Source organism: Polycladomyces zharkentensis (assembly GCF_016938855.1).
Classification (GTDB): domain Bacteria; phylum Bacillota; class Bacilli; order Thermoactinomycetales; family JIR-001; genus Polycladomyces; species Polycladomyces zharkentensis.
This window is the reverse complement of sequence record NZ_JAFHAP010000008.1, coordinates 589,237-605,834: the sequence shown is the minus strand read 5'-3', so window position 1 is coordinate 605,834 and position 16,598 is coordinate 589,237. Positions and strand designations below refer to the sequence as shown.

The 16,598-nt window shown below is 54.6% G+C and carries 13 protein-coding genes and 1 pseudogene; 10 read left to right on the top strand and 4 right to left on the bottom strand.

Annotation, left to right across the window (positions count from 1 at the left end; translation table 11 throughout):
- The first annotated feature begins 22 nt into the window (after window positions 1-22).
- Genes JQC72_RS10220 through JQC72_RS10210 form a run of 3 tightly spaced genes read left to right on the top strand, consistent with a single transcriptional unit; the run spans window position 23 to window position 4,012 of the window.
- Complete coding sequence (locus JQC72_RS10220) at window positions 23-1,357, top strand: cytosine permease (protein WP_205495251.1); 1,335 nt, start codon at window positions 23-25, stop codon at window positions 1,355-1,357.
- Between the two features lie 7 nt (window positions 1,358-1,364).
- Entirely contained in the window at window positions 1,365-2,456 is a 1,092-nt protein-coding gene (locus JQC72_RS10215) for an S-methyl thiohydantoin desulfurase family protein (RefSeq protein WP_205495249.1), read from the top strand.
- The gene (locus JQC72_RS10210) at window positions 2,453-4,012 is read left to right on the top strand and encodes a hydantoinase/oxoprolinase N-terminal domain-containing protein (RefSeq protein WP_205495247.1); all 1,560 of its coding nucleotides are present in this window, start codon (window positions 2,453-2,455) and stop codon (window positions 4,010-4,012) included. Before JQC72_RS10215 ends, JQC72_RS10210 begins: the two co-directional genes overlap by 4 nt.
- Before the next feature lie 73 nt (window positions 4,013-4,085).
- On the opposite strand, the gene JQC72_RS10205 is transcribed toward JQC72_RS10210, so the two are convergent.
- Complete coding sequence (locus JQC72_RS10205) at window positions 4,086-4,361, bottom strand: hypothetical protein (protein ID WP_205495245.1); 276 nt, start codon at window positions 4,359-4,361, stop codon at window positions 4,086-4,088.
- Window positions 4,362-4,494: 133 nt separating this feature from the next.
- Window positions 4,495-5,334 carry a D-amino-acid transaminase gene (dat, locus tag JQC72_RS10200; RefSeq protein ID WP_205495243.1) on the bottom strand — a complete coding sequence of 280 codons (840 nt, stop codon included), beginning with the start codon at window positions 5,332-5,334 and terminating at the stop codon, window positions 4,495-4,497.
- A 312-nt stretch (window positions 5,335-5,646) separates the two neighbouring features.
- Between dat and JQC72_RS10195 the strand changes: the two genes are divergently transcribed.
- Window positions 5,647-9,012, top strand: coding sequence for a vitamin B12-dependent ribonucleotide reductase (locus JQC72_RS10195; protein WP_205495242.1), 3,366 nt, complete (start codon window positions 5,647-5,649; stop codon window positions 9,010-9,012).
- A 48-nt stretch (window positions 9,013-9,060) separates the two neighbouring features.
- On the opposite strand, the gene JQC72_RS10190 is transcribed toward JQC72_RS10195, so the two are convergent.
- On the bottom strand, window positions 9,061-9,717 hold the full coding sequence (locus tag JQC72_RS10190; RefSeq protein WP_205495241.1) for a GDSL-type esterase/lipase family protein: 657 nt from the start codon (window positions 9,715-9,717) through the stop codon (window positions 9,061-9,063).
- Window positions 9,718-9,841: 124 nt separating this feature from the next.
- Between JQC72_RS10190 and JQC72_RS10185 the strand changes: the two genes are divergently transcribed.
- Window positions 9,842-10,600: a metallophosphoesterase gene (locus JQC72_RS10185; protein WP_205495240.1), complete on the top strand. Its 759-nt coding sequence runs from the start codon at window positions 9,842-9,844 to the stop codon at window positions 10,598-10,600.
- Window positions 10,601-11,027: 427 nt separating this feature from the next.
- Here the strand turns inward: JQC72_RS10185 and hutH are convergent, their stop codons facing one another.
- Window positions 11,028-12,545 carry a histidine ammonia-lyase gene (gene hutH, locus JQC72_RS10180; protein WP_419179860.1) on the bottom strand — a complete coding sequence of 506 codons (1,518 nt, stop codon included), beginning with the start codon at window positions 12,543-12,545 and terminating at the stop codon, window positions 11,028-11,030.
- Window positions 12,546-12,749: 204 nt separating this feature from the next.
- On the opposite strand from hutH, the gene JQC72_RS10175 reads away from it, so the two are divergent.
- From JQC72_RS10175 to mntR, 5 genes and pseudogenes are all read left to right on the top strand, one after another.
- Window positions 12,750-13,298 (top strand): hypothetical protein, encoded by a 549-nt coding sequence (locus JQC72_RS10175; protein WP_205495238.1) that lies wholly within the window; start codon window positions 12,750-12,752, stop codon window positions 13,296-13,298.
- Between the two features lie 159 nt (window positions 13,299-13,457).
- Window positions 13,458-13,919: a PCYCGC motif-containing (lipo)protein gene (locus JQC72_RS10170; RefSeq protein WP_205495237.1), complete on the top strand. Its 462-nt coding sequence runs from the start codon at window positions 13,458-13,460 to the stop codon at window positions 13,917-13,919.
- Between the two features lie 180 nt (window positions 13,920-14,099).
- Window positions 14,100-15,109: pseudogene (locus JQC72_RS10165) on the top strand (RNA-guided endonuclease InsQ/TnpB family protein).
- A 175-nt stretch (window positions 15,110-15,284) separates the two neighbouring features.
- Window positions 15,285-15,836: an NADPH-dependent FMN reductase gene (locus JQC72_RS10160; protein ID WP_205495236.1), complete on the top strand. Its 552-nt coding sequence runs from the start codon at window positions 15,285-15,287 to the stop codon at window positions 15,834-15,836.
- Window positions 15,837-16,122: 286 nt separating this feature from the next.
- Complete coding sequence (mntR, locus tag JQC72_RS10155) at window positions 16,123-16,584, top strand: transcriptional regulator MntR (protein ID WP_205495234.1); 462 nt, start codon at window positions 16,123-16,125, stop codon at window positions 16,582-16,584.
- Window positions 16,585-16,598: the final 14 nt, after the last annotated feature.

Here is a 16,598-nt window from a genome sequence, read left to right as displayed (position 1 = left end):
AAGATGTACAGAGGTGAGGAGGATGCAAAAGCGGGATCTTACATTTTACGATTACGAGCGGGAGCCGGTACCTATCGCCAAGCGTAAAAAGTGGTTGACGCTCGCCTTTGTATGGATCGCCATTGGCATTGATCTGTCGGCGGTATTGTTGGGAACGCAGTTGGGGGCCGGCATGACGCTGTCGAATGCTGTATTGGCGGTGATTGCGGGATCGTTGCTGTTGGCTGTCCTCGGTTCGTTCACTGCGTATGTCGGTGCTGTTTCCGGACTGTCCACCGCCATGATCTCTCGTTATGTTTTCGGTGAGCACGGGGCAAAGTTGGTCTCTGGCGTCATCGGAATCTCGCTGTTTGGCTGGTTCGGGGTGCAGGCGGGATTTTTTGGCGCATCCGCTCATACACTCCTGCTGGAGGTGCTGGGGGTGAAGTGGTCCCCGACGGTCTTGGCGATGGTGGGGGGATTGTTGATGACGTCGACGGCCGTGGTCGGATATCGGGCCATCGAGTGGTTGAATGTGTGGTCCGTTCCGTTGATGGTGGGCATTTTGGTCGGTGCGGTCATATGGGCATTGACCGGTCAACCGCTATCCGCTCTGTTGACCGCTCCGCCGACCGGCTCAGCATTGCCGATGGGGTTGTCCATTTCGTTGGTAGCCAGCTCGTTCCTGGTTGGGACCGTGATCACGCCCGATTTGGCACGTTGGGCCAAAACCCCGCGTGATGCCGTTTTGTCTTCTTTCTTCGGTTTTCTGATCGGCACCAGTCTGATGCTGTTGATTGTGGTCCTGTTGACCAAGGCAACCGGATCATCGGATATCCTGCACATTTTCGTCACGATGGGATTCGGGGTTCCCGCGATTATCGTGTTGATCCTGGCGCAATGGACGACCAACCACAACAACCTTTACTCGGCGTCTCTCGGTTTCTCTGTCATTTTCAGCCGTGTACCCAAGTATCTGCTGACGATCATCGCCGGTTTGATCGGGACGGTGCTGGCGTATCTGGACATATTCAATCACTTTCTTACGTTTTTGACGTATTTGACCGCTTTCATCGCCCCGATCGGCGGTATCTATCTGGCCGAATTTTTCCTGTTGAACCGTTCACGGTTCCAGTTCGTATTCATTCGTGAGGAGTACATACCGGGCTTCTATTGGCATGCGGTGTTGGTGTGGGTGATCGCTGCGTTTATCGGGCTGGCAACCACCCCGGCGCCCAACGGATTGGGTTGGTTCAGCCTGACCACCATCCCGTTGCTGGATTCGTTTTTGACCGGATTTTTACTGCAATGGGTGCTGGGCAAGGTGCGGGAAAAGATGGCCGCCGGTGCCTCTTCTTCTGTGACTCCGGGGGAGTGATCTCATCATGAATAGACTGGACGCGCAAGCGATCGAGGAGATCGCGGTCGGAGCCGCTGTGCTGGGTTCAGGCGGGGGCGGTGATCCCTATCTCGGCAAATTGATGGCGTTGGCCGCTATTGAGCGATACGGCCCCGTTCTGTGTATCGATCCCGAAGAGTTGCAGGACGACGATATGGTGATTCCATTGTCGATGATCGGTGCGCCCACTGTGGTGGTGGAAAAAATTCCGAGCGGTCGCGAAAGCGGACAGGCATTTGCCATGGTGGAGAAATGGTGTGGTCAAACGGCGCAGGCAACAATGCCGATTGAGATCGGCGGAGTGAATTCGTTGATTCCAATCGTGGTTGCTGCGGAGAGAGGCATCCCCATCGTGGATGCCGACGGGATGGGACGGGCATTCCCCGAAATGCAGATGGACACTTTTCATTTGGCGGGGATCCGTCCCTATCCCGTTTCATTGGTGGACGAGAAAGGAAACCGGATGTTGTTTGAAACGGAAGACGGATTGTGGTTGGAAGCCTTGATGCGCAGTGCGACTGTCACGATGGGCGGTACGGCCACCACCGCGGGGTTTCCGGTTACGGGTGCGCAAGTGAAGACGCACGCCATCCCGAAAACGTTAACGCAGGCACGTCAAATCGGTCGGGTGTTGCTGCACGCGCGCCGTTTGAGCCGTGACCCGGTTGAGCAGCTGTTGGAGGTGACCGGGGGATGGATGTTGTTCAGGGGAAAAGTGGTGGACGTGAAACGGCGGACAGAAGGTGGTTTTGTCAAAGGTACAGCCCGCTTTGCCGGGACAGGGGAATGGCAGGGCAGACAATGGTGCCTTCATTTTCAAAATGAGTTTCTGGTTGTGGAAAGGGAAGGGATTCCGGTCGCTACCACTCCTGATTTGATCGCCGTGTTGGATACGGAAACGGGAATGCCGTTCACCACGGAACGATTGCGGTACGGGATTCGCGCGGCGGTGATTGCGATGCCGTGTCATCCGGCGTGGCGGACGGAAAAGGGACTTGAGACCGTGGGTCCCCGCTATTTCGGCTATGATTTGGACTATGTCCCGGTGGAACAACGGTTGGAAGGAGGGCGGCCGTGACCTATCGGATCGGTATCGACGTGGGCGGGACCAATACGGATGCGGTCCTGCTGGACGACCGGCTGCGGCTGGTGACCAAAGTGAAAGTGCCCACGACTCCCGATGTGGAAACGGGCATCTGCGAAGCGTTGCACCGTGTAATAAAGGATAGCGGGGTCCCGCCCGAACACATCGGATACGCGATGCTGGGCACCACTCATTGCACCAATGCCATTGTGGAGCGGAAACGGCTCAATCGAGTGGGGATCATTCGCATCGGACTTCCCGCGACCACGGCAGTACCGCCGATGACTGCCTGGCCCGCTGATCTGAAGGCGGAATTGTCCCCGACTGTCGCGATGGTGAAGGGAGGCGTCGAGTACGACGGCAGAATGATCGCGCCGTTGGATGAGGAAGCGGTTCGTGCGGCGTGTCAAAAGATGATGGAAAAGGTGGACGCCGTGGCGATTACGTCCGTTTTCTCGCCTGTCAGTCGGGAACATGAGGAGCGGGCGGCTGCTATCGTCGCTGAGGAGATGGGAGCAGATGTGCCAGTCTCTCTCTCCCATGAGATCGGCAGTATCGGGCTGTTGGAAAGGGAAAACGCCACCATCGTCAATGCCGCGCTGATCATGACGGCCCGTACGGTGGCCGAAGGGTTCAGGCGGGCATTGGAACGGGAGGGAATCCGGGCGCGGCTGTTTTTTGGCCAAAATGACGGCACGCTTATGTCGGTGGAGTACGCGCAGAAGTATCCCATTCGGACGATAGCCTGCGGTCCGACCAACTCCATCCGTGGTGCCGCCCATCTGTCCGGTTGTACCGACGGGGTAGTCATCGATGTGGGCGGAACGACAACGGATGTGGGGGTTCTCGTTCGCGGGTATCCGAGAGAATCGTCGGTGGCGGTGGAGATCGGCGGCATCCGCACGCATTTTCGGATGCCCGATCTGCTGTCAGTGGGAATCGGCGGGGGAACGCTGGTGCGAGTGGAAAACGGACGGGTTCGTCTCGGACCGGACAGCGTCGGATACCGTCTTGTGGAGAAAGGACTGGCTTTCGGCGGGGATGCGTGGACACTGACGGATACGGCCGTCGCGCTTGGGGTGATGAAGGGGGAACGGATGCCGCTTTTGGATCGTGACCGCTGCGAACAGGTCTACCGACTAATGGTGGCCGAAGTGGAAGAAGCGTTGGATCGGATGAAAACACAGGCCGGACCTGTTCCCGTGGTTCTGGTGGGCGGCGGCAGTGCCATGTTGCCCGAACAGTTGGCAGGCGCCAGCGAGGTGATCCGCCCGGATCATTTTGAAGTGGCCAACGCAGTGGGGGCCGGCATCGGGCAGATCGGAGGCCAGGTGGATCGAATCTATTCGTTGGCCGACCAATCGCGGGATCAGGCATTGGCTGAAGCTGAAGAAACGGCCCGGGCCGATGCGGTGCAAGCGGGGGCGGACCCGTCACGACTGCAAGTGGTGGAAGTGGAGGAGATTCCGCTCGCCTATCTGCCTGGCAACGCGGTGCGGATCCGTGTCAAGGTGGCCGGACCGTTCAAAGGATGTGCATCGCCTTTCTGAATACACCTTTGTGAGACTTTGCTCATAACATGAAACCCCCTGAGCAGCTCAGGGGGTCACTTTGTATATTTGTTCACGGCACGTCCGGTTCTTCGGACAAAATGATCTGTTTTCCCAGCTCCATCAAGCCGACCGCCTCAAACACATTGACGCCAACCGTGTGGATGATCGGTTGGCCGTCTTTGTCGATGGCCACCAAAACCATGCCTTCGTAATGTTCGCTTTCTTTGACGATGTACTCCAGGGCCTGCTGAAGCTGTTTTTTCATATCTTCTTCACGGCCCCGGATCACCTCAAAGATATTTTTGACACCGCCCATGTCGGTCGGCTCCCTCCGTCTTCTTTTCAATTCTCGCATCCTCCCGTCAAAGCATGTACGTATTATACCATAACGGGAAAAGATGGTTGGAGGTTTTCGCGGAGATGGACAGGAAACCTGTGACGGGCAGGTGATGGATCATGTCGGGTGAACAGGTGGTCGGTTACACCGAGACACCGATTTTTTGTTCAAAGGCCTGCTGAAGTTTCCGCGTCACCAATCCCGGTTGGCCCGTCCCGACGGGGATGCCGTCCACCGCTACAACCGGTACGATTTCTTTGGTCGTACTGGTGATGAAGACTTCGTCAGCGGAACGGAGGTCTTCCAAAGAAAATGCCTCCTCGCGAACGGGAATCCCTTCTTTTTCCGCCAATTTCAAGGTGACGGCACGTGTGATTCCGTGTAAAATGAGGTGGTTGGCGGGATGTGTCCACAAGGTGTTGTCCTTGACGATGAACACGTTGGTGGCACTGCCTTCCGTCACCGTTCCGTTCCGATGCAAAATCGCTTCCTGCGCGCCGGCATCCACCGCAGCTTGTTTGGCCAATACCGCGCCCAGCAGGTTGAGGCTTTTGATGTCGCAGCGCAACCAGCGGATGTCTTCCTGTGTAATGGCGCGGATGCCGTTTTTCATCAGATCGGTGGGGCGTTGTGATTCAACGGCATAGGCCGTCAACACCGGTTCGCTCTTGGACGGAAACGCATGATCCCGAGGGGCGACGCCACGTGTGATCTGTACATACAGGTAGCCCTCTTTGAGATGATCGGCTTCGATCAATTGCAGCAGCAGGTGTTCCGTCTTCTCTCGGGAATACGGCAACGGCATGCGGATTTCCCGAGCGCTTCGTTCCAGGCGGTCGAGATGCTCTTCCAGGCAGAAGGGGTGGCCGCCGTAAACACGGATCACTTCATATACACCGTCGCCGAACTGGTATCCGCGGTCTTCCACGTCCACACGCGCCTCGTCACGCGCGATCAATTGGTCGTTGAAAAGAATGGTCATGCGTTTGGCCTCCTTGTCCCAGTTATTTGTCGGGGAAATCATATTTCCCGCTTCTTCATCCACCATATACGTTTTAGTTTGCATGAAGTTGCGGCAGTTGACAACCTTTTCTCAAAAATCGAAACAACGGTGCTTTCCGGTCAGACTGGGGAGGATAGGAAGAAAATCAAACCGGAAAATCCACGGTTATAACGAGTGAGCACCACCAGGGACAAACAGGTGCGCATCATTCGCTCGCAATCGGCAAAATGCAAATTTTACACAATATGTAGTAGTGGTATAATAAGCTTACACCTACATATTGCGAAATGAATGGTGATTGCATCAACCAACCATGATGAAACGAAAGAAAAAAGCGATCATGAGGAGGATTTCGGAGTGAAAATCAAACGATACTTTACCCGTCCGGGAGAAGATCCTTTCGACTCCGTAGAGTATGTGAAACGGGACTGTCGGATCACCAACCCGGATGGTTCGGTTGTGTTTGAGATGAAGGGGGCGGAAGTGCCCAAAGCATGGTCGCAGGTGGCGGCCGATATCATGATCTCGAAGTATTTCCGAAAAGCCGGTGTTCCGCAGAAGGATGAAAACGGCAATCCGATCTTGGATGAAAACGGTCAGCCGGTAACCGGACCGGAAACGAGCGTCAAGCAGGTGGTTCACCGTCTGGCCGGTTGCTGGCGGGATTGGGGAGAGCGTTACGGCTATTTTGATACCGAAGAGGACGCGCAGGCGTTTTACGATGAATTGGTGTACATGATGTTGCATCAGATGGCCGCACCCAACTCGCCGCAATGGTTTAACACGGGGCTGGCCTATGCCTACGGCATCAAGGGGAAACCACAGGGCCACTATTACGTCGACCCCGAAACGGAAGAACTGAAACAGGGGGAAGACGCCTACAGCCGGCCGCAGCCGCACGCCTGTTTCATCCAGTCCGTCGAGGACGATCTGGTGAACGAAGGCGGCATCATGGACCTGTGGGTGCGTGAAGCCCGCCTGTTCAAATACGGAAGCGGAACGGGCACCAACTTCTCCAACATCCGCGGCAAGGGTGAACCGCTTTCCGGCGGGGGCACCTCATCGGGATTGCTGTCGTTCCTCAAAATCGGTGACCGAGCCGCCGGTGCGATCAAGTCGGGTGGAACGACCCGTCGGGCGGCCAAAATGGTCTGTTTGGACATCGACCACCCGGATGTGGAGGAGTTCATCAACTGGAAATCCAACGAAGAGAAAAAAGTGCGCGCGTTGATCGCCGCCGGATACGATCCTTCGTTCAACGGCGAAGCGTATGAGACGGTATCCGGTCAAAACTCCAACAACTCGGTACGCGTCCCGCATGAGTTCTTTAAAGCGCTGGAGGAAGACGGCGGCTGGGCGCTCAAATACCGTACCAACGGCAAAACGGCCAAAGTCGTCTCCGCCCGCGATTTGTGGCGGCAGATCGGACAAGCCGCATGGGAATGTGCTGATCCCGGCGTGCAATATGACGGCACGATCAACGAATGGCACACCTGCCCGGCCGGGATGGACGGCCAAGTGGGTGCACGCCACAACCGGATCAATGCCTCCAACCCGTGCTCGGAGTACATGTTCCTCGACAATACGGCGTGTAACTTGGCGTCGCTCAACCTGATGAAGTTTTTCGACGCGGACAGTCGCCAGTTTGACATCCCGGCGTTCAAACACGCGGTGCGCCTCTGGACGATCGTGCTGGAGATCTCGGTACTGATGGCGCAATATCCGTCCCGGGAAATCGCCAAGCTCTCCTATGAATACCGTACACTGGGGCTGGGGTATGCCAACATCGGTACGCTGTTGATGGTCTCCGGCATCCCCTATGACTCCGAAGAGGCATTGGCGATCACCGGCGCGATCACGGCGATCATGACCGGAACCGCGTATGCCACCTCGGCTGAGATGGCCAAAGAGCTGGGACCGTTCAAAGCCTTTCCGATCAACCGGGAGCACATGTTGCGCGTGATCCGCAACCACCGGCGTGCGGCGTACAACGCTCCCGCGGAGGAATATGAAGGATTGACGATCACCCCGATGGGGATCCATCCGACCAAGTGCCCGCCGGATCTGCTTGAGGCGGCACGGGAAAGTTGGGACGAGGCACTGAAGATGGGTGAACAATACGGGTATCGTAACGCTCAGACCACATTGCTTGCGCCGACGGGCACGATCGGTTTGTTGATGGATTGCGACACGACGGGGATTGAGCCGGATTTCGCCTTGGTGAAATTCAAAAAGCTGGCCGGCGGCGGGTATTTCAAAATCGCCAACCAATCCATCCGTCCGGCACTGAAAAATCTGGGCTACACCGAGGAACAAATCGAGGATATCCTGCGCTACGTGATCGGTACGCTGACCCTGGACGGCGCTCCGCACATCAACCGCGAGACGCTGAAGGAAAAAGGGTTTACCGATGACGATTTGCGGAAGGTGGAAGAAAAGCTGCCCACCGTGTTTGAATTGCCGTATGCGTTCACGGTGTGGACTTTGGGTGAGGAAACCCTGCAACGGCTCGGCTTCCAACCGGAAGAGTACAATGCGCCGGATTTCAATCTCCTGCGGGAACTCGGCTTCAACCAGGAGCAGATCGAGGAAGCCAACGACGTCATCTGCGGCATGATGACGATCGAGGGGGCACCTCACCTGAAAAAGGAACACTACCCCGTATTCGATACCGCAAATAAATGCGGTAAACACGGTACGCGGTTCATCCACTACATGGGCCACCTGCGGATGATGGCGGCCGCCCAGCCGTTCCTGAGCGGTGCGATCTCCAAAACGATCAACATGCCGGAATCGGCCACGGTGGAGGATATTTGCCATGCCTACCTGGAAGGCTGGAAACTGGGACTCAAGGCGGTGGCACTCTACCGTGACGGTTCGAAGAGCTCACAACCGCTCAACACCCGGGGCGACAAGCGGGAGAAAGAAGAAGAGCCGACGGAAGTGCCTGAAACGGCAGAAGCCTATGCCGCAGCTTCCCAGCTGCGCGAAGTGTTCGCTGACGGCCACGTTCCCAGCGTGCGGCGTCGCCTCCCGCGCAAACGCGAAGGATTTACGCAGGAAGCACGCATCGCGGGTCAAAAGGTGTTCGTCCGTACCGGGGAGTATCCGGACGGCTCGCTGGGTGAGATTTTCATCGACATGCACAAGGCGGGAAGCACGATGCGCGGTTTGCTGGACGCCTTCGCCGTGGCAGTCTCGCTCGGTCTGCAACATGGTGTTCCGTTGGAGAAATACGTCAATTCCATGACGTTTACCCGCTTTGAACCGGCCGGTACGGTAGACCATCCCAACATCAAGATGGCCACGTCCGTGATCGATTACGTGTTTCGCCTGTTGGGCATGGAATACCTGGGTCGCACCGATTTCGTACAAGTGCCGCCGAAAAAGGAAGAACTGCGTTGTTATGTCAACGAGCAAAAACGAAAACAACAAGCCGAGACCAGGGAGGAAACAAGCTCCACCCGGGCATCGGCGGAAGTGGAACAGGGATACCGTGAAGTGACCGGAGCGCAGGAACCCGGCAACGACCAGAACATCGACGCGATTCGGGCCAGCAGCGGCGCACCGTTGTGTATTGAGTGCGGAGGCATGACCAAACGGAATGGCTCCTGCTATGTCTGTCTCGATTGCGGCGCCACCACCGGTTGTTCGTGATCGTTTGCGGCCGTACCCCGTGAGGGTGCGGTCGCTGTTTTTATGCCACTAATCCGAGATCGTCTCCCACAGTTCCCGTGCGATCTGCTCATGTCCGTGTTCATTGGGGTGTACGGGGTTTCGGGAGATGATGGGCACATAGTTCTCCAATCGGCCGGTTTGGTATCCGTCAATCAGCAGGGGTTCCATTCCTTGAAACGATTCGTAAATGTTGACGACGGTGATGTCCCAACGCGCGGATACATCGGCAGTCATTTGGTTGAGTGCGGGCACCAAGGTGTTGGGCAATACCGAATGGGGAAACGGATTGTAAAGGTTCAAGGCATAAACGGGAGCGGAGGACAGCCTGCGGATTCGCTTGTACAGATGTTGCAGGTTGTTTCCGTAGGTGGCGATCACTTGACTGAACACATTTGGATTGCGGGTCAGCAGATATTTGACATGGGCAAAAATGAGATCATTGCCTCCGACGTACACCGTAATCAGATGGGCGTTTCGGATGGCCAGACGGTTTGAAGGCCATGCGGATGCAAAGAGCAAATCTCCGCTCGTCCAGCCTTTCATGCAGATGGTGTATAATTTGGCCGGAAGTCCCTGGTATTTCAACCGTCTGGTCAGCCGATGCGCATATCCCCGACGGCGGGGTGCGTTGTACCCGGCAGTGATGGAGTCGCCCAATGCGGTGTAAACAAAAGGTTGTGCCATCGCCTCCCTCCCCCCGGAGTCGATTCGATTCCTGTTATATGAATATGTCGAGACAGGAAGAAAAGGTAGGGCTTTCGTGGTATAATGGCAACAGTTTCAAGTCAGGAGAAGGGCGTGTACCAGATTGACCATCTATGCCATCAGCGATTTGCATTTGTCATTCAACAAACCGGTGACATTGTACGGGATCGACCATGACCGTGACGTGTCCAAGCCGATGGATGTGTTTGGCTGGGATCGTCACTACGACCGCATCCGGGATCAGTGGTTGGAAGTGGTAAAACCGGAGGATACGGTACTGATCCCTGGAGATATCAGTTGGGCGATGAAAATCGAAACGGCGAAAAACGATTTTGGCTGGATCGCCCAACTGCCGGGAAAAAAGGTTCTCTCTCCCGGCAATCACTGCTATTACGTTTCCAGCAAAAAAAAGGTGCGCGAAGCGCTGCCGGAGGGAATGTACTGGATTGATGCCGATTACACGGTGGTGGAAGGGTGTGTCGTGGCCGGCACGCGCGGTTGGACTTTGCCGGGGGACCATCGTTTTTGGGATGAAGAGCGGGATCGGCCGATCTACGAACGGCAGGTGGGGCGCCTGCGGCTTGCATTGGAAGCGGCGGTGAAAGCGGAACCGGACAAGCCGATCATCGTGATGCTCCACTATCCGCCGGTCACCAAGCATGTCCGCGGCTCGGGTTTTTTTGACGTGATGAAGGAATTTGGCGTTGCCACCTGTGTGTACGGTCACATGCACGGCAAAGCGGCCGACGAAGCGGTGCAAGGAGAATACGAAGGGATTGAGCTGCAACTGGTTGCGTGCGATTATCTGGATTTTCGGCCGGTACAGGTGAAGGTGCCGGAAATGGATCACAGGAACGACTAGGTCGTTGATCCGTCAAATCTCAATCGGGTGTTCCTTCTTCCTCCCATTCGGAAAAAGGAACACCTTTCTTTTTTGTTGGTGAATGACCAGAAACGTCGCTCTTTGCTGGATCAGCGGATTTATCGATAAACGATAAATGGTGTGATTTGCTGGTTTGTTATCCCTTTGTGTGGTATATAAACACGAAATTCACAGAACTAACTTAATTCCATTGTGACTTCCTCCACACGGCTGAAGCACCAGAGGCACACCCTTTGGTCGCCGTGGGCTTCGCGCTTCATGGCGCCTAACCCACATCCATCCCGGGTTGTGGAACTGCATGGGACGGGCTGATGAGACAGCCCGCAAATGGGTCGTCGTCCTGCGATTGCGGAAGCGTACGCTCCAAGAATTCCAACCTTGCAAGCGTGTGATTCCCAACACAGACCTACAACGAGATCGGTACCGTTTTCCCTGCTTCTTCGACCAACAGGCCGTCGCGTATCAATCGGGCGGTCGTTTCTATGTCACGATGGCCCTCTCGGTCTTCCACCAATGGCGGGACGTGTTGCCTCAACAATCGATATGCCGCCAGTGTTCCTTTCCCCAACCGCTGTTTTGCAAACTCCAACGCCTGTCCTGCACAGATGTACTCAATGGCCAGTACGCGGGTGACGTTGTCCAGGACATGATGCAGTTTACGGGCGGCTGTGGCTCCCATGCTGACGTGATCCTCCTGGTTGGCCGAAGAGGGGATGGAGTCGACCGATGCAGGATGACAGAGACCTTTGTTTTCGGAGACGAGCGAGGCGGCGACGTATTGCAGGATCATGTAACCGGAATGCAGACCGCTTTGGCTGGTTAAAAAGGCGGGCAATCCGGACAGTTGCGGGTTGACCAGCCGTTCGGTTCGTCGCTCCGAGATATTGGCCAGCTCCGCCATGGCGATCGTAAGAAAATCGGCCGCCAACGCCAGCGGTTGGCCGTGAAAGTTGCCCCCGGAGACCGCTTCTCCCGTTTCCGGAAAGAGGAGGGGGTTATCGGTTGCGGCGTTCAATTCGCGGGATACCACGTCTTTCACATAATGGTAGACATCTTTGGATGCACCGTGGACTTGCGGTATGCACCGCAGGCTGTAAGCGTCCTGCACACGTACTTCGTCCGGTTGCATCACTTGGGCGCTGTCCGCCAACAGGGAGCGCAGATTGGCGGCGGTGGTGATCTGTCCGATTTGACCCCGAACCTCGTGCAGGAGGGGATGAAAGGCGTGTGGAATGCCGCGCAGAGCTTCCACCGTCATCGCCCCGATAATGTCGGCAGCCAAGATCAATTGTTTCGCCTGCAACAGTCCAAGGGCGAGCAGACTCGTCATCATCTGCGTACCGTTGATGAGCGCCAGCCCTTCTTTTGCCGCCAACCGCAGAGGAGACCGTCCCTGCGCGCGCCAGACCGCTTCAGCCGGTTCCCGTCTGCCGTTTACCCACACTTCCCCGTATCCGAGCAAGGGCAGGATCATATGTGCGAGGGGGGCCAAGTCGCCGCTGGCACCCAGTGAACCTTGCGCGGGTACGACGGGGTGGAGGCCGAGGTTTAACCACTCGATCAGGCATTCCACCACGCCGGGACGAACCCCGGAGTACCCCTTGGCAAGTGCATTGGCACGAAGGAGCATCATGCCCCGCACCACTTCCTCCGGCAATGGGTCGCCAACGCCGCACGCATGGGAACGGATGAGGTTCAGTTGCAGCAGTTCGGATTGTTCCGGTGCGATGATCGTGTCGCACAATTTGCCGAATCCGGTGGTGATGCCGTAAACGATCCGGTTTTCCCCGATCAGGCGTTCCACCATCTCGCGGGAACGGTGCATGCGCCGGATCGCTTCAACGCTCAAAAAGGCCGGAGTCCGGTGAAGCACGATTTCCGAAAACGCTTCCAATGTTAAATGTTCACCGTCCAGTGCGATCATTCGATTCATACTAATGCGTCACTCCTTTATCAAAGAAAAGCCGACCCGGAGGAGGAGGGATGGAATGTGACCATCCCCCCTTTCCAACCAAGGTCGGCGAAATCTTCCCATGATTCTGTTGACGTTATTGTATCATCTTTGTCGTGAAAATGGAATGTTGTGGGTGACGGAGGCGAGCCTTTTTTACCAGGAGTCCAAGGGAACGTGCGGCAATCCGCATATATTGTAATGAGTGAGATAGCGATGAGAAAAGAGGGAAGCACCTTGGCTTGCAACGGTCAAAACATCTTGACGAACGGCAATTTCACCTCCGGATTCCACCGTTGGCGCGGCAAAAAGGCTCATCTGGTGGCCAATCCGATGGCGGAGGGAGATGTCTCCGTCGCCATGGGTCCCGGTGGACTGATCTATCAGGTGGTAAAAGGTCCTTTTAATTGGCGATGCGCGTATCACCTTCGCTTTCGCGTCATGAACCACTCACCACAGGCAGGGGCACGCGCCGTAGCCAACGTTGCCTATATGGGGCAGAATGGGAGGTTGTTAGGCCAAACGCCTCTGACGGTAGATCCGCCGAATAGAAAGCCCAGACGATTTTTCACCTTTTTCACCATCGTTCCTCCTCCATCGCCCGTCACCAAAAACATGGTGGTCGCCATCTCGGTCAAAAGCGGTTTCGTTATGGTCGATTACATCTCCGTGACAGCCCACGGGATTAAGAAGACAATGGAAGCGGAGGAGAATGGCGTCGACTGAACAATGGATCACTGGGCAGAAGTGTTGACCTTTACCAAGCGGGCTATCAGCCTGCCGCGCGCGTCACACCATCATCCCCACCCCGAGGTTTGGCTTTTCCCCGTCATATTTTTTGAATATAATGGGAGATGATCGGGATGGAGAGGAGCGAGTGAACGGGTGAAACGATGGTGGATAGGAACAACCGCCGCACTCTTGCTTTTTGCCGCGGGTTGCGCTGATGGTACCGATGCAAAGGTCGGTACGGGCGGGCAGCGGCACACGTCAGGACAAGCCATGCCGGCGTTCGTCAAACAATCGACGGTACCGCATGTGCGGGAGGCGTATGCCTTTGCCGAGGCCAATGCGGATCAGCTTCAGTATATTCCGTGTTATTGCGGATGCGGATCACTGGGGCATGAAAGTGTGAAAAGCTGTTTCATTGCCGGAAAAAAAGCAAACGGTCAAACGGAGTACAATGTGCACGGCTCCGCGTGCGAGATTTGCGTCAATGTGGTGATGGATGCCAAAAAGGGAATCGAAGCGGGGGAGACGCTCCAAGAGGTGCGTCAACAAATCGAGCAAAAATACGGACAACAATTGTCGCCGACGAATACCCCCGCACCGCCTGAGGGAATGTGAGAAAGGGAACGCAAGCTGTCTGCAAGGGAATGGCTGGCTTCCCTTCCACAGTAAATCGGGCGGCGGAAACCCATCGGCTTTAACCGTGGGAGGAGCCGCCCTTTCCTCCTTTCAATTGACAAATAAGTTTCAATAGATTAAATTACCTACAAGTTATTGAAGAAATGTGGTGAAAAAGGGATGGAATTAACCATTACCGCTAAGATGAAAATCCTACCAAATGAAGAACAGAAAGAACTTTTGTTGCAGACCATAAGAGCCATTAAATAAGGTTTGAACCATGTTTCGAAAGTTGTATTGAAAACAAAGGTTCTTGGTCAGGCAAAGCTTGGATATGGCCTTCGATCCCAAATGGCTCAAAGTGTTGCAAGGTCCGTGATCGCTAAATATAAATCTGTACAATCCAATGGGCATCAATGGACAAAAATCCGTTTCAAGAAACCGGAGTATGATCTGTTTTGGAACAGAGACTACCTCCTTACAAAAGGTGTATTTTCTGTAAACACTCTGGATGGAAGAATCATGGTTCCATTCGAAACAAAAGGGATGGAACACTTCTTTGATGGTACATGGAAATTTGGAACATCCAAACTGGTTCAAAAGAAAGGAAAGTACTTTTTACATATTCCCATGTTGAAGACATTTGAAGACGCAGATCTCAATCAAGTTCGAAATGTCGTCAGGGTTGATCCGGGAATCAATTTCATAGCAACTGCTTACGACTCGAAGGGAATCACCACCTTCTTCAGAGGACGGTGGATCAAAGACAAGAAAGCTCACTTCCAACGAATCAGAAAATCTCTTCAGAGGAGAGGAACTCCTTCGGCCCGAAGGAGACTGAAAGCCATTGGTCAACGAGAAAACCGTTGGATGACGCATATGAATCATGCGGTATCTAAGGCACTCGTTGAAAAAGCAGGAAAAAACAGTATTATTGTAATAAGCGTACCTGTTGGTACACAATGAAATACAAGGCGAAAATGAACCAATCTACTGTAATTACTGTTGATCCAAAATACACTTCTTAAACTTGCCCGAAATGCGGACACACTGAAAAAGCAAATCGAAACAAGAAAAAACATATCTTTCGTTGCAGAACATGTGGTTACGCTTCTAATGATGACCGTATTGCAGCGATGAATCTGCAAAGAAAGGGAATTGAGTACCTTGGTGCAGGGACGGCACAATGACTTGTGTCGGACGGGTAGCTGTCAGCCTGCCCTGTACCGTCACTCCAAGGCAGGAGCTTCTTGGAAGCGTTGGTACTGATGGACAGGTACAAGCCTACGGCTTTAGCCGTGTGGTAGCTGCTCTTTTTGTAAACGATGAATGATGATAATTGCTTTAAAACGAGGAGTGGAGCTGATGAACATCGTTGCCGTTTCCGGTAGCATGAATCCGGAATCCACGACGAAAAAAGCGGTGGAGATCGTGGCAAAAGCCGCGGAAGCCGAAGGCGCCAAGGTTCGACGTGTCGATCTGCGCGAATTGAATCTGCCGGTGTACGATTGCCGTGAGGATGAGTCCACTTATCCGGAATCGGTTCACCTGTTCAAACAATGGATGCTTGAAGCCGACGCGTTCATTATCGGGTCGCCGGAGTATCATGGCAGTGTGTCCGGAGCGCTGAAAAACGCACTCGATTTCATCGGGGCACGGGAATTGGAAGGCAAATTCGTCGCCTTGGTTGGGACCTCTGGCGGTGCGATGGGTGCGACCAACACGCTCAATACACTCAACATCATCTGCCGCACGCTGCATGCGTGGCCGTTGCCGTCGATGCCGTCAGTGCCCCAGTCGTATCAGGCGTTTCGACCGGACGGTACGCTGAAGGATGAAAAATTGCAGAACCGCTTGGAACAACTGGGACGCCAACTGGTGAAAGCCGTGAGGATGGCAGTCAAAGGATCAGCGTAACCAGGGTGTGTTTGGTCATTTCAACAGGGGGCAATGTCGAACCAGGTGAGTGAGAACCTAAGCCCGATCGAGCAGAAAACCGGAAAAGCACGGAATGATTGGGCGGGTATGTCCGCTAAGCACTTTCCCGATTCGTTTGCAGGTCGGTAGAGTGAGTCGGAAAAGGGATTTGCCAATCCATCATTGCTGGTATATTGGTGAGAAACTTCTTCACAACAGCCAAGTTTGTGGTAAAATAAATGTGCTTCACTAATAGAACGGAAACGACGGACAGGGGAGGATTCGCATGCCGACACCCAGTATGGAGGATTACTTGGAAAACATCTACAAATTGATTGATCAGAAGGGTTATGCGCGCGTTTCCGACATTGCCGAAGCGTTGGACGTGCACCCCTCGTCCGTCACCAAGATGGTGCAGAAACTGGACAAGGACAAATACTTGGTATATGAGAAATATCGCGGTTTGGTTCTCACCCCCAAAGGGAAAAAAATCGGCAAACGGTTGGTGGACCGCCACGATCTTTTGGAGGATTTTCTGCGCATCATCGGTGTGAGCGAGGAGAAGATCTATCAGGATGTCGAGGGAATCGAACATCATCTGAGCTGGGATTCCATCACGTGCATTGAATATCTGGTGGAGTATTTCCAGCGAAATCCGGAACGAATTGCAGAACTACGGGCGCTCAAAGAGGCCGACGAGGTTTCAGAAGCGGAACAGGACGTGGACAGCGGAAAAACGGTGGAATAATGGTTCAAGCGGGA

Coding starts and splice junctions, on each gene's coding strand:
- JQC72_RS10220 (WP_205495251.1), top strand. CDS start 23: ATGCAAAAGCGGGATCTTACATTTTACGATTACGAGCGGGAGCCGGTA.
- JQC72_RS10215 (WP_205495249.1), top strand. CDS start 1,365: ATGAATAGACTGGACGCGCAAGCGATCGAGGAGATCGCGGTCGGAGCC.
- dat (WP_205495243.1), bottom strand. CDS start 5,334: ATGACCATTCTTTTCAACGACCAATTGATCGCGCGTGACGAGGCGCGT.
- JQC72_RS10195 (WP_205495242.1), top strand. CDS start 5,647: ATGGTGATTGCATCAACCAACCATGATGAAACGAAAGAAAAAAGCGAT.
- JQC72_RS10190 (WP_205495241.1), bottom strand. CDS start 9,717: ATGGCACAACCTTTTGTTTACACCGCATTGGGCGACTCCATCACTGCC.
- hutH (WP_419179860.1), bottom strand. CDS start 12,545: ATGATCGCACTGGACGGTGAACATTTAACATTGGAAGCGTTTTCGGAA.
- JQC72_RS10160 (WP_205495236.1), top strand. CDS start 15,285: ATGAACATCGTTGCCGTTTCCGGTAGCATGAATCCGGAATCCACGACG.
- mntR (WP_205495234.1), top strand. CDS start 16,123: ATGCCGACACCCAGTATGGAGGATTACTTGGAAAACATCTACAAATTG.